Origin of the sequence: Pseudomonas sp. GWSMS-1 (assembly GCF_049847425.1) — a bacterium.
GTDB lineage: Bacteria > Pseudomonadota > Gammaproteobacteria > Pseudomonadales > Pseudomonadaceae > Aquipseudomonas.
The window spans coordinates 778,391-800,626 of the sequence record NZ_JBMHHV010000005.1; the positions used below are offsets into that span (position 1 = coordinate 778,391).

Below are 22,236 nucleotides of genomic sequence, written 5' to 3' on the forward strand. Positions count from 1 at the left end.
CCTACGCATGACTTTCGTGTCGGATCACATCCGCTCGTACGTAGTTTGAGGTTTATATGAATAACCTGATCGAGGTCTCCGACCTCAGCAAGACCTTTACCCTGCATCAGCAGCACGGGGTCGTTCTTAATGTGTTGAACGGCTTGAATTTCAGCGTGCGCGCGGGCGAGTGCCTGGTGCTGCACGGCCAATCCGGGGCGGGTAAGTCGACCTTGCTGCGCACCCTGTACGGCAACTACCTGGCCGCCGGCGGCAGCATCCGCATGCTTCACGACGGCGCCTGGGTGGAGCTGGTCGGTGCCGAGCCGCGTCAGGTGCTGGCCGTACGCCGACAGACCTTGGGTTATGTCAGCCAGTTTCTGCGGGTGATTCCGCGCGTCGCGACCCTGGATGTGGTGATGGAGCCGGCTCTGGCCCGTGGCTGGAGCCGGGTGGAAGCACAGGCGCGGGCTGAGAGCCTGTTGAGTCGCCTGAATATCCCGCAAGCCTTGTGGCAACTGGCGCCTGGTACTTTCTCTGGCGGCGAGCAGCAGCGGGTGAATATCGCACGCGGTTTTATGGTCGCCTGGCCGCTGATGCTGCTGGATGAACCCACCGCTTCGCTGGACGACGCTAATCGCCAGGTGGTGCTGGAACTGATTGATGAAGCCAAGACCGCCGGTAGCGCGCTGATCGGCATCTTCCACGACCGCGCCGCCCGTGAAGCCGTGGCCGATCGCTTCCTTGATATGAGCGCTGCCGCGCAGCAGGAGTATGTATATGCCGGTTGAACAGATTCTGACCAACGCGCGGATCGTCACCGCCGAGTACGAGTTCGTCGGCACCCTGGTGCTGCGTGAAGGTTTGATCGCTCAGGTGGAAGAGGGCGTCAGCGGCTTGCCCCAGGCGCAGAACCTGGGCGGCGATTACCTGCTACCCGGCCTGGTCGAGCTGCACACCGACAACCTGGAAAAGTACATGAGCCCGCGCCCTGGCGTGGACTGGCCGTCTACGTCGGCCGTGCTCACCCATGATGCGCAGATCGTTTCGGCGGGTATCACCACGGTGTTCGATGCCCTGGCGATTGGCGATATCAACCCGCGTGGCAAGCGCATGCAGCAGTTGCCGGCCATGCTCGAAGCCATTGCCGAGGCGAGTCGTGCCGGGCTTACCCGCGCCGATCACCGCCTGCACCTGCGCTGCGAGTTGTGCCACCCCGATAGCCTGGCGGTGTTCCGCGATCTGGTGGAACACCCGCTGGTGCAATTGGTGTCGGTGATGGATCACTCGCCGGGTCAGCGTCAGTTCGCTAAAGAAGACAAATACCGCGAGTACTACATGGGCAAATACCACCTGAGCGAGGCGGAGATGGACGCCTTTATCAAGGAACAGGTGGCCAACTCGATTGAGTTCAGTGACCGTCATCGCCGGGCGATTGTCGAGGACTGCCACGCCCGCGGCCTGTCGGTGGCCAGCCACGATGACGCCACTCTGGCCCATGTGCAGGAGTCGGCCGGTTATGGCATGTCCATCGCCGAGTTCCCCACCACCCTGGAGGCCGCCAAGGCCAGCCATGAACTGGGGTTGAAGGTGTTGATGGGCGCGCCGAATATCGTCCGTGGTGGCTCGCACTCGGGCAATATCGCCGCTGCCGAATTGGCCCGTCATGGGGTGCTGGATATCCTCTCCAGCGACTATTACCCGGCCAGCCTGTTGCAGGCGGCTTTTCTCCTGGCGGCGCAAGACAACAGCTATGATCTGCCCCGGGCGATTGCCACCGTCAGCCGCCTGCCAGCCCATGCGGCGGGTTTGCATGATCGGGGTGAAATTCGTGTGGGCCTGCGTGCTGATCTGCTCCAGGCACGGCTGCATGAGGGCCAAGCGGTTATCCAGCAAGTGTGGCGACAAGCCAATAGGGTGTTCTGATGAGCGGCCGGTTGATCTATTTGATGGGGCCTTCGGGCTCGGGCAAGGACAGCCTGTTGGAGGCCGCGCGTGAGCGTTTGGCGGAGCGTAATTGTGTGATCGCGCGGCGGGTGATTACCCGTTCGGCGGAGGCCGTGGGCGAGGACGCCATTGGCGTTACGCCTGCCGAGTTCGATCAGCAGGAGGCGGCCGGCGGCTTTGCCCTGAGCTGGCGCGCCAATGGCTTGGCCTATGGCATCCCCAAACAGATAGATGACTGGCTGGCGGCGGGGCAGGACGTGCTGGTCAACGGATCGCGGGCTTACTTGCCTGAGGCTCGGCAACGTTATCCGGAGCTGATCGGTGTGTTGCTCACAGTCGAGCCTGCGGTGCTGCGTGAGCGTTTGCTCAGGCGCGGGCGGGAAAGCCTTGAGCAGATCGAACAGCGTCTGGCGCGTAATGCTCAGTTCGACGCCGCGAGCGCTGAGCGTGATGGCCTGCATCTGCTGGATAACTCGGCGTCGATTGAGCGGGCGCGGGACAACCTGCTGGCGCTGATCGGGGCCAGCCGCACATGCGCTTGACCCTGCTCGGTACGGGCGATGCGCGGCAGGTGCCGGTGTATAACTGCAGTTGCCCTGCCTGCGACAGTGCGCGGGTCTATCCGGCGCGCCGCCGTGGTCCCTGTAGCGCATTGATCGAATGCGGCGCGCAGCGCTGGCTGATTGATTCGGGCCTGACCGATCTGTGCGAGCGCTTTCCACCCCATAGCCTCAGCGGCATCCTGCAAACCCATTACCACGCCGACCACGCCCAGGGCTTGTTGCACCTGCGCTGGGGTCAGGGACTGATTATTCCTGTGCATGGCCCGGATGATCCTGAGGGGTTGGCCGACCTGTACAAACACCCCGGCATCCTTGATTTCAGCCAACCTTTTGCCGCCTTCGAGCGGCGGCAGTTAGGTGAGTTGAGCGTCACGGCACTGCCGCTGAATCACTCCAAGCTGACCTTTGGCTACCTACTGCAAGGCCCTACGGTTGATGGCGGGTGCCGGCGGATCGCCTACCTCACTGATACCCTCGGTATCCCGGAGACCAGCGCCGAGGTGCTGCGCCAACAGCCGCTGGATCTGCTGGTGCTGGATTGTTCCACCGCGCCGCAACCCATTGCGCCCCGCAACCATAACGACCTGACCCGCGCGCTGGAAGTGGTTGAGCAGCTGCAGCCACAGCAGACCGTGCTCACCCATATCGGCCACAGCTTTGATAGCTGGTTACTGGATAACCCCGACGCCTTGCCGCCCGGCGTGAGTTTGGCCGTGGATGGGCAAGTGCTTTAAAGGCTGCGCATGCGGGTGTGGGCGTTCGTAGGGTGGGTTAGCCGCCTATCGCGTTTATTAGGCTTCACGCGATGTGGGGCGCGGCGTAACCCACCATTGGCGCAACGCGTTCGATTGTCTGGTGGGTTACGCGCCGCGCTGCTGGCGAGGTTGGATGATCGAGCGGTATTCGGCGTCGCTAACCCACCCTACGAGTTGCGTATGCGAGTGTGGGAGTTAGTAGGCTGGGTTAGCCGCCTGTCGCGTTTATTAGGCGTCACGCGATGTAGGGCGCGGCGTAACCCACCATTGGTGTAATGCGTTCGACTGCCTGGTGGGTTACGCGCCAGCGCTGCTGGCGAGGTTGAATTATCGAGTGGTGTTCGGCGTCGCTAACCCACCCTTGTATCTCGACTATTGCCTCCCACGATGTTCCGGTGGTTCTTAATCCAGCGGCAACTCAGTGGTGCGTTTGACCTCACTCATGGCGATATGCGAGTGCGCTTCGTGCACATGCGGGCGTTGCAGCAGGTGGTCGCGCAGGAAGCGCTCATAGCTGGCGATGTCCTTGGCCACTACCTTGAGCAGGTAATCCGAGCCGCCGGCCATGGTGAAGCACTCCAATACTTCCGGGTAACCAACCACGGCTTGCTCAAACTCTTCCAGGTTACTGCGCCCGTGGGCCGAGAGTTTGATGTCGACAAACACCGTGATGCTGAACCCCAGTTGCTTGTGGCTGAGCAGGGCGACCTTGCGCTCGATGATGCCCTCTTCCTGCAGGCGGTGAATCCGCCGCCAGCAAGGCGATTGTGACAACTCGACCTTCTCGGCAATCTCGGCAGCGGAGAGGTCGGCATTGTGTTGCAGCAGGCGGAGAATCTTGCGGTCGATGGGGCTGAGTTTTTCTTGCATGACTGTTTCCAATTTTTTGTTCTTGTTGGATTAATCATGCGCAGTATCGGCAAAGCGTCCAGCAAATAGAAAGAAAATCTCAGTACCGCTCGGTCATATTCTTAGCCATACGTCTGCTGCGGTGATCCCGCGCCAGGCTTAAAGCGGCGGCACTAACCGTTGCCCCGCAGCTCGCCAAAATAATAAAAGGAGCGCAGATATGTCCCTGGCCGAGATCCGCCTGGATGACAAGTACCGCCTTGCGACCGGTCACCTTTACCTGACCGGCACCCAGGCGCTGACCCGCCTGCCCATGCTGCAGAAGCAACGCGATGCAGCCCATGGTTTGAATACTGCGTGCTTTATTTCCGGCTACCGTGGCTCGCCACTGGGCGGCCTCGACAAGAGCCTATGGGACGCCAAGCAGTACCTCAAAGACAACCACATCCACTTCCAGCCCGGGGTCAACGAAGAGTTGGCCGGCACCGCCGTGTGGGGCAGCCAGCAGACCAATCTGTTTCCTGGGGCTCGCTACGATGGCGTGTTTGCCATGTGGTACGGCAAGGGGCCGGGCGTGGACCGCTGCGGCGATGTGTTCAAACACGGCAACTCAGCCGGGGTCTCCGAGCATGGCGGCGTGTTGCTGCTGGCCGGTGATGACCATGGCTGCAAGTCTTCGACGCTGGCCAATCAGAGCGAGCATGCGTTTATCGCGGCGTCGATCCCGGTGCTCAACCCGGCCAACGTTCAGGAAATCCTCGACTACGGCATCATCGGCTGGGAACTGTCGCGTTACAGCGGCTGCTGGGTGGCGCTTAAAACCATCGCCGAAAACGTTGATTCTTCCGCCGTGGTCGAGGTCGACCCGCTGCGTATGCAGCTGACGAACCCTGACGACTTCCAACTGCCGGAAGGCGGCGTGCATATTCGCTGGCCAGATCCGCCCCTGGCGCAGGAGGCGCGCCTCAACACCTACAAGATTTATGCCGCGCGGGCCTTTGCCCGTGTCAATAAGCTGAACAAGGTGATGCTCGACTCACCCAACCCACGTTTGGGCATCATCACCGCCGGCAAGTCTTACCTGGATGTGCGCCAGGCCTTGGATGACCTCGGCCTGGACGAAGCGCTGTGCGCTCAGGTGGGCCTGCGCGTGCTCAAGGTAGGCATGAGTTGGCCGCTGGAGCCGGTCTCGGTGCATGAGTTTGCCGAGGGCCTGGACGAGATTCTGGTGGTCGAGGAAAAACGCAGCATTATTGAAGACCAACTCACCGGCCAGCTCTACAACTGGCCTGTGGGCAAGCGTCCGGTGGTGGTCGGCGAATTCGACGAAGCCGGCCATTCGCTGTTGCCGAACCTCTCCGAACTGACCCCGGCGATGATCGCCCGCGCCATTGCCAAGCGGCTGGCGCCAATCTACAGCAGCCCACAAATTGAAGAACGCCTGGCCTTTCTCGCCGCCAAGGAAGCCTCCCTGGCGGCGCCCAAACATCACACGGCGCGTACGCCACACTTCTGCTCCGGCTGCCCGCACAACACCTCGACCAAAGTGCCCGAAGGCAGCCGCGCCCAGGGCGGCATCGGCTGCCACTACATGACCCAGTGGATGGACCGCAGCACCGACACCTTTACCCAGATGGGCGGCGAGGGCGCGACCTGGATCGGCCAGGCGCCGTTTACCGACACCCCGCATATCTTCCAGAACCTCGGTGATGGCACCTACTTCCATTCTGGCCAACTGGCCTTGCGAGCGGCCGTGGCTGCTGGGGTGAATATCACCTACAAGATTCTCTACAACGACGCCGTGGCCATGACCGGTGGCCAGCCCATCGACGGCGAACTGCGCGTCGATCAACTCAGCCAGCAGGTGTATGCCGAAGGGGTGAAACGCATCGCCCTGGTGACTGACGAGCCGGAGAAGTACCCGACCCGTGCCACCTTCGCGCCCACCGTCACCTTTCACCATCGCCGCGAGCTGGATGCCGTGCAGCGTGAGCTGCGTGAATTCAAAGGCTGCTCGGTGATCATCTATGACCAAACCTGCGCCACCGAAAAGCGCCGCCGGCGTAAGCGCGGCAAGCTGGTTGATCCGCAAAAGCGTGCCTTTATCAACACGGCGGTATGCGAGGGCTGCGGCGATTGCGGTGTGAAGTCCAACTGCCTGTCCGTGCTGCCGCTAGAAACCGAATTGGGGCGCAAGCGCGAGATTGACCAGAACACCTGCAACAAGGATTTCAGCTGCGTTGATGGCTTTTGCCCAAGCTTTGTCACCGTGCATGGCGGGGCGTTGCGCAAACCCAGCGCCGTGGGGCATGGCGCGTTGTTCGTTGCCTTGCCGGAACCCCGGCAGCCCGCGCTGGATCGGCCCTGGAATATCCTTCTACCAGGCGTGGGTGGCAGCGGTGTAACCACCGTTGGCGCCTTGCTCGGCATGGCGGCGCATAGCGAAGGCAAGGGCTGCACGGTGCTCGATCAGGCCGGGCTGGCGCAAAAATTCGGCCCGGTGATCACCCATATCCGCGTCGCCGCCAAGCAGGACGATATTTTCGCCGTACGCATCGCCGCCGGTGAAGCGGACCTGCTGCTCGGCTGCGATCTGGTGGTGGCCGCCAGTGAAGAATCGCTGGCCAAGCTGAATGACAAGATCGCCCATGCGGTGGTCAACAGCCACGAAGCCGCCACTGCTGAGTTCACCCGCAACCCGGATGCTCAGGTACCGGGCGCGGCCATGCGTGAAGCGTTGATTGAGGCTGTTGGGGCGAGCAAAACCCACTTTGTTGATGGCAGCCGCCTGGCCACGCGCCTGCTCGGCGATAGCATCGCCACCAACCTGTTTATGCTCGGTTTCGCTTATCAGAAGGGCTTGGTGCCGGTGTCCGCCGAAGCCATCAATCAGGCCATCGAGCTTAACGGCGTGGCCGTGCAGCTCAATCAGCAGGCGTTTCTCTGGGGCCGTCGTGCGGCCCATGATGCAGTTGCCGTCGAGCGCTTAGCCAAGCCAGACGTGAGCGAAGCGCCGCATTGCCAAACCCTGGAAGAAATCGTCAACGACCGCATGGCGCGCCTGACTGCCTACCAGAATGCCGCCTACGCCCAGCGCTACCGCGAGCAAGTGGCGCGGGTGCAGCAGGTTGATAGCAGCGCTGACCAAGCGCTGAGCAAGGCGGTGGCGCGTTACTACTTCAAACTGCTGGCCTACAAGGACGAGTACGAAGTGGCGCGGTTGTACAGCGACGGCAGTTTTATCCGTCAGCTGGAGGCGCAGTTCAGCGGCGACTACCGCCTGGAATTCCACCTGGCACCGTCCTGGCTGAGCAAGCCGGATGCCAGCACTGGCGAGCCGCGCAAGCGACAGTTCGGCCCCTGGATGCTCAAGGCGTTCGTTGTACTGGCCAAATTCAAGTTTCTGCGTGGCACACCGCTGGATGTATTCGGCTACAGCGCTGAGCGCGCGCTGGAGTTGCAGCTGATCGATGACTACGAGCAGGACTTGGAGTACCTGCTCAAGGAACTCAACGCCGACAACTACCGCACCGCGCTGGCCCTGGCCGAACTGCCCGAGCAGATTCGTGGCTATGGCCACGTCAAGGAACGCAGCCTGGCCCAGGTGCGCGAGCAGAGCAGCCAGCTCAAAGCGCGCATGGTCGTCAGCGAGATTGCAGCGGTGCAGCTGTTTGAACCAGCGGCTTGACGCCAACAGACGTTCATCACACTGACCCTCTCCCTTAACCGGGAGAGGGCGACTTCTTACAACAAAAAAACGAGGCACTTATGTCCGTGTTTTCCCATATCGATTTCGACCACCACGAACAGGTGGTCTATGGCCACGACAAGGCCAGCGGCCTGAAGGCGATTATTGCCATTCACAACAGCAACCTCGGCCCGGCCCTCGGCGGTTGCCGCATGTGGCCCTATGCCAATGACGATGAAGCGCTGCGCGATGTGCTGCGCTTGTCGCGCGGCATGACCTACAAATCGGCCCTGGCTAATCTGCCGCTGGGTGGTGGCAAGGCGGTGATCATCGGCGACCCGCATACCGGCAAGAGCGCGGCGCTGTTCCAAGCCATGGGCGATTTTGTCGACAGCCTCGGCGGCCGCTATATCACCGCCGCCGATTCCGGCACCGGCGTGGCGGAAATGCAGATCATGGCCGAGCGCACCCGCCACGTATCCGGCGCCGAGCTGCGTGAGGATTTCGCGGGAGGCACGCGCAATGGCGACCCGTCACCGTCGACCGCTTACGGCGTGTTTATCGGCATCCTGACTGCGGTAAAGCATCGCCTGGGCCGTGATGATTTGCGTGGCCTCAAAGTCGCTATCCAAGGGGTAGGGCAGGTGGGTTTTGATCTAGCCCGGCAATTGAAAGCCGCCGGCGCCGAGCTGTGGGTGACCGATATCGTTGAAGCCAATGTGCGTCGCGCGGTTGAGCAGTTTGGCGCCACCGCTGTTACCCAGCAGGCGATTTTCGGTCTGGATGTTGATGTATTCGCGCCGTGCGCCATGGGCGCAATCATCAACCAACACACCTTGGAAGCCCTGCGCGCACCGATTATCGCCGGGGCCGCCAACAATCAGCTGGCCGACCCCAGCCTGGCGGAAACCCTGCGCCGTAACGAGTGCCTGTACGCGCCGGATTATGCGATCAATGCCGGCGGCATTATCGATGTTTACTACGGCCGCAGTGGCGGCAGCGCCGCGCAACTCAATGCGCATATCGAAGGCATTGGCGCGACCCTGGAGCAGATCTTCCAGCGCGCCGATGCAGCGAGCAAAACCACGGTAGAGATTGCCGATCAGTTGGCCGAAGAGCGTTTTGGCCGTTAAAAACGCCTAAAGGTTGCCCGCACAACAAGCACGTTGCGCAAAACCCGTAGGAGGGGCAGGAGCGCCTAGTTATTGGTCGCGATGCTTTTTCGCTGACCTCGGTTCGCGGGCAAGCCTCCTACGGGTTGTCGTTGTAGGGTGGATGACGTTGTTTTCATCCACCACCGTGGCGCAGTTGGTGGATGGGTGAAGCGTCATCCACCCTACGGTTCTTGCCCTCGACGGTGTTGACGCTGATCGCGATCAAAAACCAGGCGTCCCACCCCGTTCCTGCAAAGGTCTTTGACAGCTTATTAGTCCAGCATCAGCGCCAGGCTAATGCCATGCGGCTTAAAGCCCAGGTTTGCATAAAAGGCATGCGCCTCCTCGCGGCTCTGGCTGCTGGACAGCGCGACCTTGTAACACCCCCAGGCGCGGGCGCGTTCGATGGCTTTGCCCATCAGCGCTTGGCCAACCCCTAGGCCACGTGCGTCGCCATCCACCACCACATCTTCGAGAATCGCCGAGCGGGCGAAGTTGTGCGCCAGGTGTTCGATCAGATTGAGCGTGCAGGTGCCGAGCAATTTGCCATCGCGCTCGGCCACTAGCACCACCCGGCTCACTGGTAATTCGCTCAGGCGCAGGGCCATTAACTTGGCATCGGCACGCGGTTCGTCGGGCGCCAGTTGCTGCAGCAACGCGGTGAGGGCTGGTGCATCGGTGACGCTGGCGGCGCGCAGGTGATAGTCGGCAAAGGGCGAGTCGGGCAAATACTGCGAAGCAGCAGGGCGCATGGCGATCTCCTCTCCTGATGACGGCCGGTTGGCCGTCAGTGGGCAGTATGGCGCGGCGAAAATGGCAGCGGCATGACAAACGCGCTCAGGCTCGCTAAGATGCCGCCCGCTGGTAGCCCGCCTATCCAGCCTTGGTTCCCATAGTTCAATGGATAGAATAAGCCCCTCCTAAGGGCTAGATACTGGTTCGAATCCAGTTGGGAACGCCATCTTTACCCCTGCACTTTTTAATCGTCTGCCTTGATCCTCGCTTGCCCTCATAGCGCGGGCATCGGCGCTTGCGCGCGATCACCTGGCAACGGTTCAAGCGCCTCTGTTGATCCCGTGGAAAAGACCCCATGCCTTAAGGTTGTGCGTAGGCGCCCTTAATATGGGCGATACGCCGTCGGCGAAAATGCCCGTTATAGAAGTGTTGTTTTATATCAATGCACTAAAAAGATTCATTAAGGCGACATTTTGCGCTGTCGAAGTGCATTGTTGGCTGTTAAAGTGCCGCGCACTTTTCAGTTGATCTGCCCTGTTTAATGGGCATTTTTGGGATATCCACATGAGCGAATCCGTCGAGCTTTTCCTCTCCCGCCTAAAGCAGCGTGACCCTGATCAGCCTGAGTTTCATCAGGCTGTGGAAGAGGTCCTGCGTACGCTTTGGCCGTTCCTGGAGGCCAACCCGCGTTACTTGCAGGCGGGCATCGTGGAGCGCATGGTCGAGCCGGAACGGGTGATTATGTTTCGGGTGTCCTGGGTGGATGATGCCGGGCGCGTACAGGTCAACCGCGGTTACCGCGTGCAGATGAACAGCGCCATTGGCCCCTACAAGGGCGGGCTGCGTTTCCATCCGTCGGTCAACTTGGGCGTACTCAAGTTCCTCGCCTTCGAGCAAGTGTTCAAGAACTCGCTGACCTCGCTGCCCATGGGCGGCGGCAAGGGTGGTTCGGACTTCGATCCAAAGGGCAAAAGCGACAACGAAGTGATGCGCTTCTGCCAGGCCTTTATGAGCGAGCTGTATCGCCATATTGGCGCCGACCTGGATGTGCCGGCGGGCGACATCGGCGTGGGTGGCCGCGAGATCGGCTACATGTTCGGCCAGTACAAGCGCCTGGCTAACCAGTTCACCTCGGTGCTGACCGGTAAGGGCATCAGTTACGGCGGCAGCCTGGTTCGTCCGGAAGCCACCGGTTATGGCTGCGTGTACTTTGCCCAGGAAATGCTCAAGCGCATTCATCGTGGCGTTGACGGCCAGCGCGTGGCGATCTCCGGCTCTGGCAACGTTGCCCAGTTTGCCGCGCAGAAGGTCATGGAGTTGGGCGGCATGGTGGTCTCCCTGTCGGACTCCGAGGGCACCCTGCACACCCCGGACGGCCTGACCGAAGAACAATGGCAGCACCTGATGGACTTGAAGAACGTGCGCCGTGGTCGCCTCAGCGAAATGGCCGCGCAGTTCAACCTGAACTTCCTGGTTGGCCAGCGCCCGTGGCACCTGCCATGCGACATCGCGCTGCCATGCGCCACGCAAAATGAACTGAATGCCGACGACGCGCGCACGTTGCTGAGCAATGGCTGTTACTGCGTGGCCGAAGGGGCCAACATGCCGTCGACCCTGGAAGCGGTGGATCTGTTTATCGACGCCGGCATCTGCTTCGCCCCAGGCAAAGCCTCGAACGCCGGTGGTGTTGCCACCAGCGGCCTGGAGATGAGCCAGAACGCCATGCGCCTGAATTGGACCGCCGGTGAGGTGGACGAGCGTCTGCACAGCATTATGCAAAGCATCCACAGCGCCTGCGTGCGTTATGGTGAGGAGAACGGTCGGATCAACTACGTGAAAGGTGCCAATATCGCCGGCTTCGTTAAGGTTGCCGATGCCATGCTAGCGCAGGGTGTGGTCTAACCCGCGTCAACTCAGGCAGGTTCTGCCTCACACAAAAATGCCCGCGCAATGCGGGCATTTTTTATGGGCTCTTGGCTAATGCGCGAGCGGGTGTGCGAATTAGCCAACCGCTAACGGCTTAGTTGCCGCGGTAGGTGGAGAAGCCGTAAGGGCTGAGCAGCAACGGAATGTGGTAGTGCGGTACGGTACCGTCTACTTCGAAGATCACCGGTACTTCTGGGAAGAAGCTCGCAGTGGCGTGCTTCTTGAACCACTCGCCAGTCTTGAAGGTGACGCGGTAGGTGCCTTTCTCCAGGGCTTTATCTTCTGGGTAGAGCGCCGGGATGCGGCCTTGTTCGTTGGTCACGCCGCTGTTGAGCATGTCCCAGGTTTTACCGTCCTGCTTTTCCAGGGTCACGCTGACTTCTGGCGAAGGCAGGCCGTCTTGCAGGTTCAGTACGTGCACGCTCAGTGGGTTGCCAGCGGCCAGGGCCAGGGAGGAGAGGCTGGTCAGTACAGCGCCGGCGAACAGGGTTTTCAGCATATTCATGGTGTGACTCCTAATTAGTGAGTGGTAGGCAAAACTTGAGCAATGGCTTTCAGGGCGCAGCCTTCATCAATTTCAGCGCCGCCGGCGCCAGCGACACCGATGGCACCGATCACCTGATCGCCGACCTTCAATGGCACGCCGCCGCCGAGCAGCAGCAGCTCATCGAGGGTGTTGAGGTTCTCGGCTTCCGGGTTGTTACGGGCACGTTCAGACAGCAGGCGTGTCGCGGTTTTGGTCGACAGTGCGGTAAAGGCCTTACGCTGCGCCGCAACAGTGTTGTGCGGGCCCACGTTGTCATCACGCTGCACAGCCACCAGGTTGCCGCCACGGTCGACTACCGCTGCAACGCCGGTGCGGCCGTCAGCATGGCAAGCGGCAAGCGTGGCGTTGAGCAGGTCGTTGGCCAGGGCCAGGGTGACGTCCTGACGCTGAGCAACGTTTTCGTTAGCAGCCCATGCGGCGGAAGAGCCCATGGCCAGTGCGAGTAGTGACAAGGTGGCGCTGCGAAGTAGCATGTCGTTCTCCAGGGTTGGGCTCGGCTGAGCGATTGGTGGCCATACTGCCCCTGTGCCGCCGTCAAACCGATTGCGCCTGGATTACCAATTTGTAATGGGAGCGCGGTGCAGATCGGCCTACGCTATGCGCCTGTGCTGGAGGAAAAGATGCGCATTCTGGTTGTTGAAGACGAAGTAAAAACCGCGGACTACCTGTGCAAAGGCTTGACTGAGTCGGGGTATCGCGTGGAAGTGGCCTTGAATGGCTTGGATGGCCAGCATCTGGTGCAAGAGCACGAGTTCGACTTGATCATTCTTGACGTCATGTTGCCCGGCCTCGACGGCTGGCAGCTGCTGCAGATCATTCGGCGCAAGCTGCAAACGCCCGTGTTGTTTCTGACCGCGCGCGATGCGGTTGAAGACCGGGTCAAAGGGCTGGAACTGGGCGCCGATGATTATTTGGTTAAACCCTTTTCTTACGCCGAACTGCTGGCCCGCGTACGCACCTTGTTGCGCCGTGGCCCGCCGCGTGAGGTTGAGCAGTTTCAGGTCGCCGACCTGCACCTGGACCTGCTGCGGCGCAAGGTCACCCGTAATGGCGAACGCCTGACCCTGACCAATAAGGAATTTGCCCTGCTGCACCTGCTGCTCAGCCGTGAGGGCGAGGTGTTGTCGCGCACCCTGATTGCCTCGCACGTTTGGCAGATGAATTTCGACAGCGACACCAACGTGGTCGATGTCGCCATTCGCCGCCTGCGCGCCAAGGTCGATGACCCGTACCCGCTCAAGCTGATTCATACCGTGCGCGGCATGGGTTACATGCTTGAGGCGCAGTCGTGAGGCTGTGGCCGCGCGCGTTAAGCGTGCGCCTGGCACTGATGTTCGCCTTAGTTAGCGCGCTGTTATTGGGCTTAATTGGCTTTTACCTCTACCAATCGCTGCAGCGCGAAATCGCCTGGCGTGACGACCAGGCGCTGCTCGGCCGGCTGGAACGCATGCAAGCGCTGCTCGACGACAGCGAGAGCATCGATGCCCTGCGCAGCAGGCCGCAGCTTTACGAAAACATGCTGGGCAACCGCGACAGCCTGTTGTGGATAGTCGATGACGCCGGGCAGCGGCTGATCGAAATCAACCCGGCCTTGCTGCCGCTGCCCGAATTGCCCGCCGCTGCGCAGGCCACTCTCGGCAATAGCCAAGGCAGCGAACCGTTACGCCTGGCCTGGCTGGATGTTAGCCGGGTGATCGTCGCCTGACCTTGATTGCCGGCAAGTTGCTCAGCGAGCGAGAGCAAATGCTCGCGGCGTATCGCCTGAAACTCTGGTTGGCCTTGTCGGTTGGCGCGCTACTAGCCTTTGCACTCGGTTGGTTGGTTAGCCAGCGTGGCCTGCGCCCGGTGCGTCAGCTGGCAACCCGTGCCGCCGCGATTGACGTGCAGCACCTGCACCTGCGCCTCGATGAGTTTAAAGACGTCAGTGAATTGCAGGCGCTTAGCCAGGCGCTCAACCAGATGCTCGCGCGCCTGGAAGATGGCTTCGCCCAGCTCTCGCGCTTTTCCGAAGACTTGGCCCACGAGATGCGCACCCCGCTGAGCAACCTGATGGGCCACGCGCAGCAAACCTTGGCACGCAACCGCCCGCTGGATGAGTACCAAAACCTGCTGGTCTCCAACCTTGAGGAATACGAGCGGCTGGCGCGAATGATCGACAGCATGCTGTTTCTAGCGCGTACCGAGCAGGCCAATGCCTCGATCAACCGGCAAACGGTCGACCTGCACGAGTTGGTCGAACAGCTCTGCGAGTACTTCGAAGGCACCGCGCAAGAGTGCGCCATGGAGCTGATCAACCAGGCCAGCGGCACCCTGATCGCCGACCCGCAATTGCTGCGCCGCGCCCTGGCTAACCTGTTGGCCAATGCGCTGCGCTACGGCTTGCCTGACAGCACTGTCACCATCAGCAGCCAGCTGCGCGATGGCGCCTGTGAAATCAGCGTGCATAACAGCGGCCCCGCGATTGCCGCCGAACACCTGCCACGCCTGTTCGAGCGTTTCTACCGCTGCGACCCGTCACGCAACCAACCGGACGACTCCGGCGGCCTAGGCCTGGCCATTGTGCGCTCGATCATGCAGGCCCATGGCGGGCAGGTCAGCGTTGTCAGTAATGAGGAAGGCACACGCTTTAGCTTGCTGTTCCCGCTAGCCAAGGCTTAAACCAGAAAGCCAAAAGCCCCGATAACGCTGAGTTCTCGGGGCTTTTTACTGGCTGTTTTCCACAGGCACTCGACGCGCCTGCTAGACAGGCCTGCCGCCCGACAGTAAGTTCTCGCTTTAGCGGTGCCGCCACCCTGCACCCGATTTCGCCTTCTGCCGTTTCTCGTCCTCCCCATGTCGCGTTTTTCACGCGGCGCTGCTTAGACCTCAAACGCTTCGCGAGTGACAGGGAACGTTATCAGACACTAAGAAGGGTGTTGTGCGACAGCGATGTCGTCTAATTAATAGTTATACAGGAATGCACTAATGCATCAGCATCTTGCAGACGCAACATTCAGAATTGTCACTGGCAACAGTTCAGGTAGCGGTTTTAGTTACATAAATGACAGGCTTGTCATTACAAATCACCACGTTATTGAACCACACCTGATTTCGGGTACAGCTATACAGGCCATTACTGAAAGCGGCGTTTCGCTACCTGCTCAACTAGTCGCATTTTCTGATAAAAACCAGTTTGATTTTGCGATATTAGAACTGCAGCAAGCGCTACCCAATGGCCGAAATGTGCTGCGTCCTTCTGTTATGCCAAACACCTCGCGAGGCTCACGGGTAATCTTCGCAGGATTCCCACATGGAATTCCTCATCTGCTTGTGCATGAGGCTGTCGTCTCAGCGCCTCTGGGTCAACACGCGTTTTATGTTGATGGGTCAATTAACGGGGGAAACTCCGGCGGGCCGATCATTAACGCAAACACGGGCGAAGTTATTGGCATAGTTACTCAGCGCCGATTCTTGGGCGGGCAGGACTTAGAAAATAGGGTATACGGATTTAATGGTTGATGGGGCACCTTCACCCCATCAATCTGATACCACCCTCAGATGGTTGATAGATCGACTCCGTAGTTGAGTTCCTCTGCGAAGTCCGGCAGTCCGTAACCGATGGTTTTCTTGTAGAAAGGAGAGACCTTCGCAGTCGGTGCCTTCTTCTTGTGCTTCGTGGTGTAGAGCATTCGTGCCCGCATCACCTCGAAGGAGTAACCGCGCCCTTCACGGTTCTTGTCCTTGGCCAGTCGGTTGATGGACTCCGTGTAAGCGTTGGTGACGGGCATGTCCGTCTCGAAGTAGGTCATGGTCTCTTCGCGCCAGTTTCCCACTGCCCTGACCAGATCGCTCCAGACTTCCTTTTGGCCCTTCGGGATGGTGGCTATCCACTCGTCCAGGGCGGCTTCTGCCTGGAGCCGTGTGGTGGCGTCCCAGATGCCGTAGAAGCGCTCCTTGTGCTCGTAGGCGGCCAGCAGTTGCGGGAACGCGCCTGTCCAAGTCTCCATGATGAGGCGCTCCCGGTCTGAGACTTCGTGAGCGCGTTTCAGCAGGATTTTCCGGTCTCCCTTGAGAGTCCGGCTCTGGGACGGTTTCAGCTCCTTTCTGAGGCCCTTGCGCACTCTCTCTAGGGCATCGTTGGCCATGCGCACCACATGGAACTTATCGACCACGATACGGGCCTGGGACAGCACAGCCTTGACCGCTGCCCGGTAGGGGTTCCACATGTCCATGCTGACGATCTCGACCTTCTGCCGGTCTTTCAGCTTCATCAGGTAGTTGGTCACCACGTCCTGGCGGCGGGTGGCCAGCAGGTCGAGCAGGGTTCGCTCCTCAATGTTGGTCAGAATGCAGCGGTAGCGCTTGTTCAGGTATAGCTCGTCAATGCCCAGGATGCGGGGCGTCTCGAAGCGGTGCCAGCGCCCCAGGAACTCGGCGCGGGCGTTGAAGATGTCGCGCACCGTCTTCTCGTCCAGGCCGGTCTGTGCCGCCACAAAGGTGTAGGGGTGGTTGAAGGATTCCTTCTCCACGTACTCATGCAGCCGCAGTGTCATACGGAATCCGTCCACCATCTCCGGTAGCTGGGGCCTGAATGTTGTCTTGCAGGCCCGGCAGGTGTATCGGCGGCGGACCACCCAGAGAGTGACCCGCTTGCCGTGGATGGGCAGATCACGATAGGGAACGTCACGCTTGCCGAACCGTACGAACTCACCCTGCACGCCGCATTCCTCGCAGGCGATGGGATCGGGCACGTCCACCTGGAAGTGCATTTCGTCGTCGGTAGATTTGCAGCCCAGTACTTGGTATTGCGGCAGGTGAAGGATGTTGTCGGGAAGTTCGGTCATGGTGTTGTATAGGCGTAGGTGTCAGTCAGATCCATCCGACTCGGCATTGGTGTTTGCTTTTTTACCCAACAAGCTGCTGGAAACTAAAAGTAAGGCACCGAGGACAATTGCAATATCAGCCAGGTTGAAGGCCGGCCAATGCCAGTCTCGCCAATAGAAATCAAAGGAATCCACAACATAGCCGCGAAAGACCCGGTCAATCAGGTTGCCCATGGCGCCACCGAGGATAAGACTGTAAGCGATGGCTTCTCCTTTATGACGATTTTCAAGGATCAGCTTGATCAGAAAAATCGAGACCACTACCGCGATTCCGATAAAAAAGTAGCGCTGCCAGCCTCCACCATTCGCAAAAAGACTGAATGCGGCACCGGTATTCCATACGTGTACCCAGTTAAAGAATGAGGTCACTGAAATAGACTCGCCATATGCCATTGATTGTTGCACCAGCCATTTTACGGCCTGATCAGACGCTGCCAGCAGGCCGGAGATGGACAACAGAGCGTACGGTGACAGATGTTTGCCAAAAATGGACATTGCTTAATCCTTGAGCGCCAGAATGCGTCTAGCACCGTTAAGCACAATTACCCCCGCGATGGTGCCGATAATCAGATCCGGATAATTGGACCCGGTCCACGCGACCAGAGCGCCGGCGGTGATGACCCCCAGGTTGATCACCACGTCGTTGGCCGAGAATATCCAGCTTGCCTTCATGTGCGCCCCGCCCTCCCGATGTTTGGATATGAGCAGCAGACAACTGGTATTGGCAATCAATGCGACGAATGCGATAGCCATCATCACCAGCGATTCAGGCTCACTACCGAATACAAAGCGTCTCACCACCTCTATGAGTACGCCCACAGCCAAGATCAGTTGCAGTACACCAGCAAGATGCGCGGCACGTACCTGCATTTTCACGCTATGTCCAACCGCATAAAGGGCAAGCCCGTACACCGCCGCATCGGCAAAATTGTCCAGGGATTCTCCAATCAGGCCGGTGGACCGGGCGATCAGACCGGCAGTCATTTCCACCACGAACAGAAGTGCATTGATGCCGAGCAACCAGCGCAGGGTCCCGGATTCTTGCTTAGCAGAAGCTGCCGAAAACTCGGCGGCCTTGATGGTCTCCGGATTTGCAGCGACGGTTTCCTGAAGCGAGGCGCCTAGCCCCAAGGTCTTCAGTTTCGAGGTGACGGGCTCGACCTCGCCGTCATGCACGACCTTCAGCCGGCGGTTCGACAAGTCGAAGGACAGTGCCCGAATCCCCTCAACGCCGTTCAGGGCCAGGCGAATCATGCGCTCTTCTGATGGACAGTCCATCTTCGGCACGGCATAAACACTGACCCATCTCCCTGGCGCCTCGGAGGAGGCCTGTATATCGGTATCCGCTGCGGACGTTGCATCACCGCCACAGGCGCCACCACAGGATTTGCTCATGATACGACTCCACTTGAACAATGTTGTGGTGCCATTTAAAACTATAAAGCTACTATAAGGTCAATAGAGTAAAGAATCCGTTGGGGAGGAGGCTGATGCGCATTGGTCAGTTGGCGCAGTTGGTAGGGGTCGAAACACAGACGATCCGCTTCTATGAACAGCAGGGCTTGTTGCCGCCGCCTGATCGGCAGGACAACGGTTACCGTGTCTATACCGAGAAGCATGGTGAGGGGCTGGCCTTCATCCGTCGCTGCAGAATCCTGGGCCTGTCACTGGCTGAGATTCACGAACTACAGAGCTATCAGGACGACCCTCATCAGCCTTGTACCGCCGTCAACGCCTTGCTCGATGATCACATCTCTCATGTGCGGTCGCAGATAACCGCTCTGCAAGCGCTTGAGAAACAACTCGTTTCACTGAGAGCGAGTTGCAACGATGACCGGGAAGTTGAGGCGTGTGGGGTTCTTGCTGGAATTAGCGAAGGAAACATGCACCAGCAGTAGGTGAAGCATCAACCAGATAATCCGATGAGATGCCGGTCTGTCTCACTCTCATGCAAAGGTAAGATCAACCATTTAATCCGCTTACCCAGAAAATATTGCCCCCCAATTGCAACAACTATCTCAACACTGCGCGGCTATCGCTGGCCGCGGTCGCGTGGAGATAATGGGCATCAATTTTGGCGATTTTGCCGCAATGATGGCTCAAGGGTTAGGAGCTATGTCGCAGGTCATTCATGCCAATGCCAACTCCGGAATTGGCATTGGCTTTAATATTCAATTTGTAAATACTGAGCTTCAGAAGCGCAATCTTTTCCAGAACGTATAACAATGCGCTCAAATCGTTCGCTTCGCTCACTGGGACCGGCTAAAGCCGGCCCCTTAGCTTAATCGTTATACGGAACCCAAAAAATGAGCAGCGCAAACCTTGGTAATCAGCTTTACCAAATTGTCTATATGGCAAGAGCAGCCATGTTTGATCAGGGCGAACTATCGCAGTTGACATATGGCGCATTTGACATTGCTGCAACCAGCATGCAAAACATGGCGCAAGATGAAATCGAAGTAACATTTCCCGTTGGCTACAACCCAGATAAAACTGCAATTCAGAGCACTCGAACTTACCGCAAAGAGGAGTTGCAAGAAAAATATCAATTTCTTGCATTTCATCAGCTAAGCATAAATGCAATTGTTCAACTAGTTACAATTACTGAAACCATGCTTGGCGATATTATTCGTGCAGTTATTGCCAGATATCCGCAAAAGCTAGGTGGCAAGCGAAACATTTCAATTCAGGCAGTCTTAGAGTCAACTACCCTAGAAGAAGTTCACCTCAGAGCAACAGACATCCTACTCAATGAGCTCGCATATAAATCACCAGCAGAATTTTCCGAGGCAATGAATCAACTTTTATCGGTTAACCTGCTGGAGTGCCCTGCATTCCATCGATACATGGAAGTAAAAGCTACAAGAGATATATTTATACACAATCAAGGGGTCGCAAACGAGGTATATATTCGCAAGTCAGGAACTCACGCAAGAGTCAGGTCAGGAGTAAAACTACCAGCAGATATTCAATATTTCCTAGAGTCTTATGAACAATGCCTTCAAATTACCGATTGGCTTGAAGAAGAACTACATAATCACTGGCATAGCTCTGATTACGAAGATCGTAAAACGCCTCAAATGGAAATTCCACTTCAAGAACAAGAAACACCGTTGATTGTCGAGCAGTCCGAGTAGTTGCCGTATAACAACTGTTTCAAACCGTTCGCTTCGCTCACTGGGACGGACTAAAGCCCGCCCCTTAACCAAACGTTAGAGGGCGGTTGCAGGGGCTGAGTGCAACACGGTTATTGAATTGAAGCAGGCGCATCATGCCGCATAGCCATGGCTTCCTGCATCACTTTGCCCATAACTTCAATTGGGCATTTGAAGTCGAAGCGCTTACGTGGGCGCATGTTCAGTTGCAGTGCGATGGCATCCAGTTCTTCCTGGCTGTGTACCGACAGGTCTGTGCCTTTGGGCAGGTACTGGCGGATCAAGCCATTGATGTTTTCGTTGCTGCCGCGCTGCCAAGGGCTGTGCGGGTCGCAGAAGTAAATGGCCACCCCGGTCTGCTGAGTGATTTCAGCATGCCGCGCCATTTCTCGGCCCTGGTCGTAGGTCATGCTCTTGCGCATCGCCAGCGGCATGCCATTGAGCGCTGCACTGAAGCCTTCCATCGCCGAGGTCGCCGTCGCGTCGTTCATCTTCACCAGCATCAGGTAGCCACTGGTGCGCTCCACCAGCGTACCTACAGACGAGGCGTTGGCCTTGCCCTTGATCAGGTCGCCTTCCCAATGCCCTGGCATCAGCCGGTCTTCGATCTCCGGCGGACGTACATGAATACTGACCATCTCAGGGATCTGACCGCGCCGATCCACACCGCCAGAGCGCGGCCTGCGCGTCGTCTTGCTTTGGCGCAGGCAGATGATCAGCTCCTTGCGCAGTTCACCGACCGGCAGGGCATAGATCGCGTTATAGATCGTCTCACGACAGACGTAGGCCTCTCTGAGGCTGGGAATGTTCATGCTGCGCAGCTTGCCGGCAATCTGCTCGGGAGACAAACGCTCACGCAGCATATGAACCACCAGCTCAAAGCGCTCGCTACCCGGCAACAGCTTTCGCATCGGTCGACACACCTGGCGGCGGGCTTGCATCTGCTGTTGGGCTACACGGGCCGAGTAGCCACCACAGGCATCTCGATTGCGGCGCAGCTCCCGGCTGATGGTCGAAGGGGATCGGTTGATCAAGCAGGCAATCCCACGCAGGCTGAAACCTTGGGCATGACCGATTTGAATGGTGGCGCGCTCTTCAACGCTGAGTTCGGTATAAGACATGGGGGCAGCACCGTACCGGAAAGGTCAGGTGTTGCACTCAGTTTTTGCCGCCGCCGAGATTTATCGAAAAGTGCAGACTCGCCTGATAAATGAAGCGCTCATAATATTCCTGCTTGGAGGCCTGCCTCTTATAGCCAGTCATTTCCTTGGTGGAGCAAAAGAGCTAGAGGCGATGATTGGAGCGCTCATAACCAAAAACAGTTTCCTTACATACTACTTAGTGGCGCTATTCGGTGCGTTCCTAGTTGTGGGGGGTAAATTGGTTAATTTGGAAACGCACTGACTCAAGCAGAAAGATATGGAACATCATTACTCACGCCCTCCAAGAGGCTGGGGCTAGCGCATTAAGTCTAATAAGGGTTGCTTCCGGGGTAATGCTTACATTTCCGTTAATCTGGCTAGTGGCCGAACCGGAAAACTTCAAGGTAGAGAGGGTTTCCCACTTCATACTTTACGGCTTAATCGCCTATGCCGAGTGCGTAATAATTTCCGACTGGTATAAACACATGCAGCGCAAGGTCAGAGTAAATCTCTAACAACTGTATATGGACTCTCCCCATAAGTAGTGAGCAAAGCTTTTCCTAACTCTGTCGTCAGCGCGGCTGCATTCGTATAGCCGGCCTATTTTGGACTTTACTGCCCTGGCCATTCTGTAGTTCGCGCAGCGGGGGCCAAGCGTTCAATCGATCACGTGGATCATGATTGTATCGGCCTGAGTCGGCAGCCTTTCGGCAGCGCCGGTTTGGGCTGGAGCCAGAAAGCAAAAAGCCCCGAAACCGGGAGGTTTCGGGGCTTTTTTACTGCGATTTGGAGCGGACGATGGGAATCGAACCCACAGCTCTAGCTTGGGAAGCTAGGGTATTACCACTATACGACGTCCGCAGCGGGTGCCTTTATACCGGAAGTCTTGGCCGAAATGAAGCCTGCCGCGCGGTTATCTGTGCTTTTGCGCGGC

Annotated in this window: 20 protein-coding genes, 2 tRNA genes and 1 pseudogene; 14 read left to right on the forward strand and 9 right to left on the reverse strand. The window is 58.5% G+C overall.

Annotated elements, in window-relative coordinates; translation table 11 throughout:
* Positions 1 to 56 precede the first annotated feature (56 nt).
* Genes phnL through phnP form a run of 4 tightly spaced genes read left to right on the forward strand, consistent with a single transcriptional unit; the run spans position 57 to position 3,223 of the window.
* Entirely contained in the window at positions 57 to 770 is a 714-nt protein-coding gene (gene phnL, locus ACEPAJ_RS07045; RefSeq protein ID WP_425914285.1) for a phosphonate C-P lyase system protein PhnL, read from the forward strand.
* Positions 760 to 1,905: an alpha-D-ribose 1-methylphosphonate 5-triphosphate diphosphatase gene (locus ACEPAJ_RS07050; RefSeq protein WP_425914286.1), complete on the forward strand. Its 1,146-nt coding sequence runs from the start codon at positions 760 to 762 to the stop codon at positions 1,903 to 1,905. The genes phnL and ACEPAJ_RS07050 overlap by 11 nt, the downstream gene beginning before the upstream one ends.
* Complete coding sequence (phnN, locus tag ACEPAJ_RS07055) at positions 1,905 to 2,468, forward strand: phosphonate metabolism protein/1,5-bisphosphokinase (PRPP-forming) PhnN (protein ID WP_425914287.1); 564 nt, start codon at positions 1,905 to 1,907, stop codon at positions 2,466 to 2,468. Before ACEPAJ_RS07050 ends, phnN begins: the two co-directional genes overlap by 1 nt.
* Complete coding sequence (gene phnP / locus ACEPAJ_RS07060) at positions 2,459 to 3,223, forward strand: phosphonate metabolism protein PhnP (protein WP_425914288.1); 765 nt, start codon at positions 2,459 to 2,461, stop codon at positions 3,221 to 3,223. Before phnN ends, phnP begins: the two co-directional genes overlap by 10 nt.
* A 423-nt stretch (positions 3,224 to 3,646) precedes the next feature.
* Here the strand turns inward: phnP and ACEPAJ_RS07065 are convergent, their stop codons facing one another.
* On the reverse strand, positions 3,647 to 4,114 hold the full coding sequence (locus ACEPAJ_RS07065) for an Lrp/AsnC family transcriptional regulator (protein WP_425914289.1): 468 nt from the start codon (positions 4,112 to 4,114) through the stop codon (positions 3,647 to 3,649).
* A 199-nt stretch (positions 4,115 to 4,313) separates the two neighbouring features.
* Between ACEPAJ_RS07065 and ACEPAJ_RS07070 the strand changes: the two genes are divergently transcribed.
* Entirely contained in the window at positions 4,314 to 7,781 is a 3,468-nt protein-coding gene (locus tag ACEPAJ_RS07070; protein WP_425914290.1) for an indolepyruvate ferredoxin oxidoreductase family protein, read from the forward strand.
* Between the two features lie 80 nt (positions 7,782 to 7,861).
* Positions 7,862 to 8,914 carry a Glu/Leu/Phe/Val dehydrogenase dimerization domain-containing protein gene (locus ACEPAJ_RS07075; RefSeq protein WP_425914291.1) on the forward strand — a complete coding sequence of 351 codons (1,053 nt, stop codon included), beginning with the start codon at positions 7,862 to 7,864 and terminating at the stop codon, positions 8,912 to 8,914.
* A 293-nt stretch (positions 8,915 to 9,207) separates the two neighbouring features.
* Here the strand turns inward: ACEPAJ_RS07075 and ACEPAJ_RS07080 are convergent, their stop codons facing one another.
* Positions 9,208 to 9,687 (reverse strand): GNAT family N-acetyltransferase, encoded by a 480-nt coding sequence (locus tag ACEPAJ_RS07080; protein WP_425914292.1) that lies wholly within the window; start codon positions 9,685 to 9,687, stop codon positions 9,208 to 9,210.
* 134 nt (positions 9,688 to 9,821) lie between these two features.
* Between ACEPAJ_RS07080 and ACEPAJ_RS07085 the strand changes: the two genes are divergently transcribed.
* Positions 9,822 to 9,896, forward strand: a tRNA-Arg gene (locus ACEPAJ_RS07085).
* Between the two features lie 338 nt (positions 9,897 to 10,234).
* Positions 10,235 to 11,572 (forward strand): NADP-specific glutamate dehydrogenase, encoded by a 1,338-nt coding sequence (gene gdhA, locus ACEPAJ_RS07090; protein WP_425914293.1) that lies wholly within the window; start codon positions 10,235 to 10,237, stop codon positions 11,570 to 11,572.
* 118 nt (positions 11,573 to 11,690) lie between these two features.
* Here gdhA and uraH read toward each other — a convergent pair whose 3' ends face one another.
* A complete protein-coding gene (gene uraH / locus ACEPAJ_RS07095; RefSeq protein WP_425914294.1) occupies positions 11,691 to 12,101 on the reverse strand; it encodes a hydroxyisourate hydrolase in 411 nt (136 codons plus the stop codon).
* A gap of 14 nt (positions 12,102 to 12,115) precedes the next feature.
* Positions 12,116 to 12,616 carry a GlcG/HbpS family heme-binding protein gene (locus ACEPAJ_RS07100; RefSeq protein ID WP_322947911.1) on the reverse strand — a complete coding sequence of 167 codons (501 nt, stop codon included), beginning with the start codon at positions 12,614 to 12,616 and terminating at the stop codon, positions 12,116 to 12,118.
* Between the two features lie 147 nt (positions 12,617 to 12,763).
* Here ACEPAJ_RS07100 and ACEPAJ_RS07105 point away from each other — a divergent pair, with 147 nt between their 5' ends.
* The 3 genes and pseudogenes from ACEPAJ_RS07105 to ACEPAJ_RS07115 all read left to right on the forward strand — a co-directional run bounded on the left by ACEPAJ_RS07105 (position 12,764) and on the right by ACEPAJ_RS07115 (position 15,641).
* A complete protein-coding gene (locus tag ACEPAJ_RS07105) occupies positions 12,764 to 13,435 on the forward strand; it encodes a heavy metal response regulator transcription factor (protein WP_425914295.1) in 672 nt (223 codons plus the stop codon).
* Positions 13,432 to 14,801 (forward strand): annotated as a pseudogene (locus ACEPAJ_RS07110) (heavy metal sensor histidine kinase). The gene ACEPAJ_RS07105 and the pseudogene ACEPAJ_RS07110 overlap by 4 nt, the downstream one beginning before the upstream one ends.
* Before the next feature lie 306 nt (positions 14,802 to 15,107).
* Positions 15,108 to 15,641, forward strand: coding sequence for a S1 family peptidase (locus ACEPAJ_RS07115; RefSeq protein ID WP_425914296.1), 534 nt, complete (start codon positions 15,108 to 15,110; stop codon positions 15,639 to 15,641).
* A 35-nt stretch (positions 15,642 to 15,676) separates the two neighbouring features.
* Here ACEPAJ_RS07115 and ACEPAJ_RS07120 read toward each other — a convergent pair whose 3' ends face one another.
* Genes ACEPAJ_RS07120 through ACEPAJ_RS07130 form a run of 3 tightly spaced genes read right to left on the reverse strand, consistent with a single transcriptional unit; the run spans position 15,677 to position 18,400 of the window.
* Positions 15,677 to 16,966, reverse strand: a complete 1,290-nt coding sequence (locus ACEPAJ_RS07120) for an ISL3-like element ISPpu12 family transposase (RefSeq protein ID WP_023628798.1) — start codon at positions 16,964 to 16,966, stop codon at positions 15,677 to 15,679.
* Positions 16,967 to 16,987: 21 nt separating this feature from the next.
* Positions 16,988 to 17,500 carry a signal peptidase II gene (lspA, locus tag ACEPAJ_RS07125; RefSeq protein WP_004813174.1) on the reverse strand — a complete coding sequence of 171 codons (513 nt, stop codon included), beginning with the start codon at positions 17,498 to 17,500 and terminating at the stop codon, positions 16,988 to 16,990.
* A 3-nt stretch (positions 17,501 to 17,503) separates the two neighbouring features.
* Positions 17,504 to 18,400 carry a cation transporter gene (locus tag ACEPAJ_RS07130; RefSeq protein ID WP_023628797.1) on the reverse strand — a complete coding sequence of 299 codons (897 nt, stop codon included), beginning with the start codon at positions 18,398 to 18,400 and terminating at the stop codon, positions 17,504 to 17,506.
* A 95-nt stretch (positions 18,401 to 18,495) separates the two neighbouring features.
* On the opposite strand from ACEPAJ_RS07130, the gene cadR reads away from it, so the two are divergent.
* From cadR to ACEPAJ_RS07145, 3 genes are all read left to right on the forward strand, one after another.
* Positions 18,496 to 18,903, forward strand: coding sequence for a Cd(II)/Pb(II)-responsive transcriptional regulator (gene cadR / locus ACEPAJ_RS07135; RefSeq protein WP_004364961.1), 408 nt, complete (start codon positions 18,496 to 18,498; stop codon positions 18,901 to 18,903).
* 163 nt (positions 18,904 to 19,066) lie between these two features.
* Entirely contained in the window at positions 19,067 to 19,228 is a 162-nt protein-coding gene (locus tag ACEPAJ_RS07140) for a hypothetical protein (RefSeq protein WP_425914297.1), read from the forward strand.
* A gap of 83 nt (positions 19,229 to 19,311) precedes the next feature.
* The gene (locus ACEPAJ_RS07145) at positions 19,312 to 20,142 is read left to right on the forward strand and encodes a hypothetical protein (RefSeq protein ID WP_425914298.1); all 831 of its coding nucleotides are present in this window, start codon (positions 19,312 to 19,314) and stop codon (positions 20,140 to 20,142) included.
* 110 nt (positions 20,143 to 20,252) lie between these two features.
* On the opposite strand, the gene ACEPAJ_RS07150 is transcribed toward ACEPAJ_RS07145, so the two are convergent.
* Entirely contained in the window at positions 20,253 to 21,281 is a 1,029-nt protein-coding gene (locus ACEPAJ_RS07150) for an IS30 family transposase (RefSeq protein WP_038661402.1), read from the reverse strand.
* An 808-nt stretch (positions 21,282 to 22,089) separates the two neighbouring features.
* Positions 22,090 to 22,163: transfer RNA gene (locus ACEPAJ_RS07155), tRNA-Gly, on the reverse strand.
* Between the last annotated feature and the right edge of the window lie 73 nt (positions 22,164 to 22,236).

Bases quoted from the DNA above. Each gene is read 5' to 3' on its own strand.
- phnL (WP_425914285.1), top strand. From the start codon at position 57: ATGAATAACCTGATCGAGGTCTCCGACCTCAGCAAGACCTTTACCCTG.
- ACEPAJ_RS07050 (WP_425914286.1), top strand. From the start codon at position 760: ATGCCGGTTGAACAGATTCTGACCAACGCGCGGATCGTCACCGCCGAG.
- phnN (WP_425914287.1), top strand. From the start codon at position 1,905: ATGAGCGGCCGGTTGATCTATTTGATGGGGCCTTCGGGCTCGGGCAAG.
- phnP (WP_425914288.1), top strand. From the start codon at position 2,459: ATGCGCTTGACCCTGCTCGGTACGGGCGATGCGCGGCAGGTGCCGGTG.
- ACEPAJ_RS07065 (WP_425914289.1), bottom strand. From the start codon at position 4,114: ATGCAAGAAAAACTCAGCCCCATCGACCGCAAGATTCTCCGCCTGCTG.
- ACEPAJ_RS07070 (WP_425914290.1), top strand. From the start codon at position 4,314: ATGTCCCTGGCCGAGATCCGCCTGGATGACAAGTACCGCCTTGCGACC.
- ACEPAJ_RS07075 (WP_425914291.1), top strand. From the start codon at position 7,862: ATGTCCGTGTTTTCCCATATCGATTTCGACCACCACGAACAGGTGGTC.
- ACEPAJ_RS07080 (WP_425914292.1), bottom strand. From the start codon at position 9,687: ATGCGCCCTGCTGCTTCGCAGTATTTGCCCGACTCGCCCTTTGCCGAC.
- gdhA (WP_425914293.1), top strand. From the start codon at position 10,235: ATGAGCGAATCCGTCGAGCTTTTCCTCTCCCGCCTAAAGCAGCGTGAC.
- uraH (WP_425914294.1), bottom strand. From the start codon at position 12,101: ATGAATATGCTGAAAACCCTGTTCGCCGGCGCTGTACTGACCAGCCTC.
- ACEPAJ_RS07100 (WP_322947911.1), bottom strand. From the start codon at position 12,616: ATGCTACTTCGCAGCGCCACCTTGTCACTACTCGCACTGGCCATGGGC.
- ACEPAJ_RS07105 (WP_425914295.1), top strand. From the start codon at position 12,764: ATGCGCATTCTGGTTGTTGAAGACGAAGTAAAAACCGCGGACTACCTG.
- ACEPAJ_RS07115 (WP_425914296.1), top strand. From the start codon at position 15,108: ATGCATCAGCATCTTGCAGACGCAACATTCAGAATTGTCACTGGCAAC.
- ACEPAJ_RS07120 (WP_023628798.1), bottom strand. From the start codon at position 16,966: ATGACCGAACTTCCCGACAACATCCTTCACCTGCCGCAATACCAAGTA.
- lspA (WP_004813174.1), bottom strand. From the start codon at position 17,500: ATGTCCATTTTTGGCAAACATCTGTCACCGTACGCTCTGTTGTCCATC.
- ACEPAJ_RS07130 (WP_023628797.1), bottom strand. From the start codon at position 18,400: ATGAGCAAATCCTGTGGTGGCGCCTGTGGCGGTGATGCAACGTCCGCA.
- cadR (WP_004364961.1), top strand. From the start codon at position 18,496: ATGCGCATTGGTCAGTTGGCGCAGTTGGTAGGGGTCGAAACACAGACG.
- ACEPAJ_RS07140 (WP_425914297.1), top strand. From the start codon at position 19,067: ATGGGCATCAATTTTGGCGATTTTGCCGCAATGATGGCTCAAGGGTTA.
- ACEPAJ_RS07145 (WP_425914298.1), top strand. From the start codon at position 19,312: ATGAGCAGCGCAAACCTTGGTAATCAGCTTTACCAAATTGTCTATATG.
- ACEPAJ_RS07150 (WP_038661402.1), bottom strand. From the start codon at position 21,281: ATGTCTTATACCGAACTCAGCGTTGAAGAGCGCGCCACCATTCAAATC.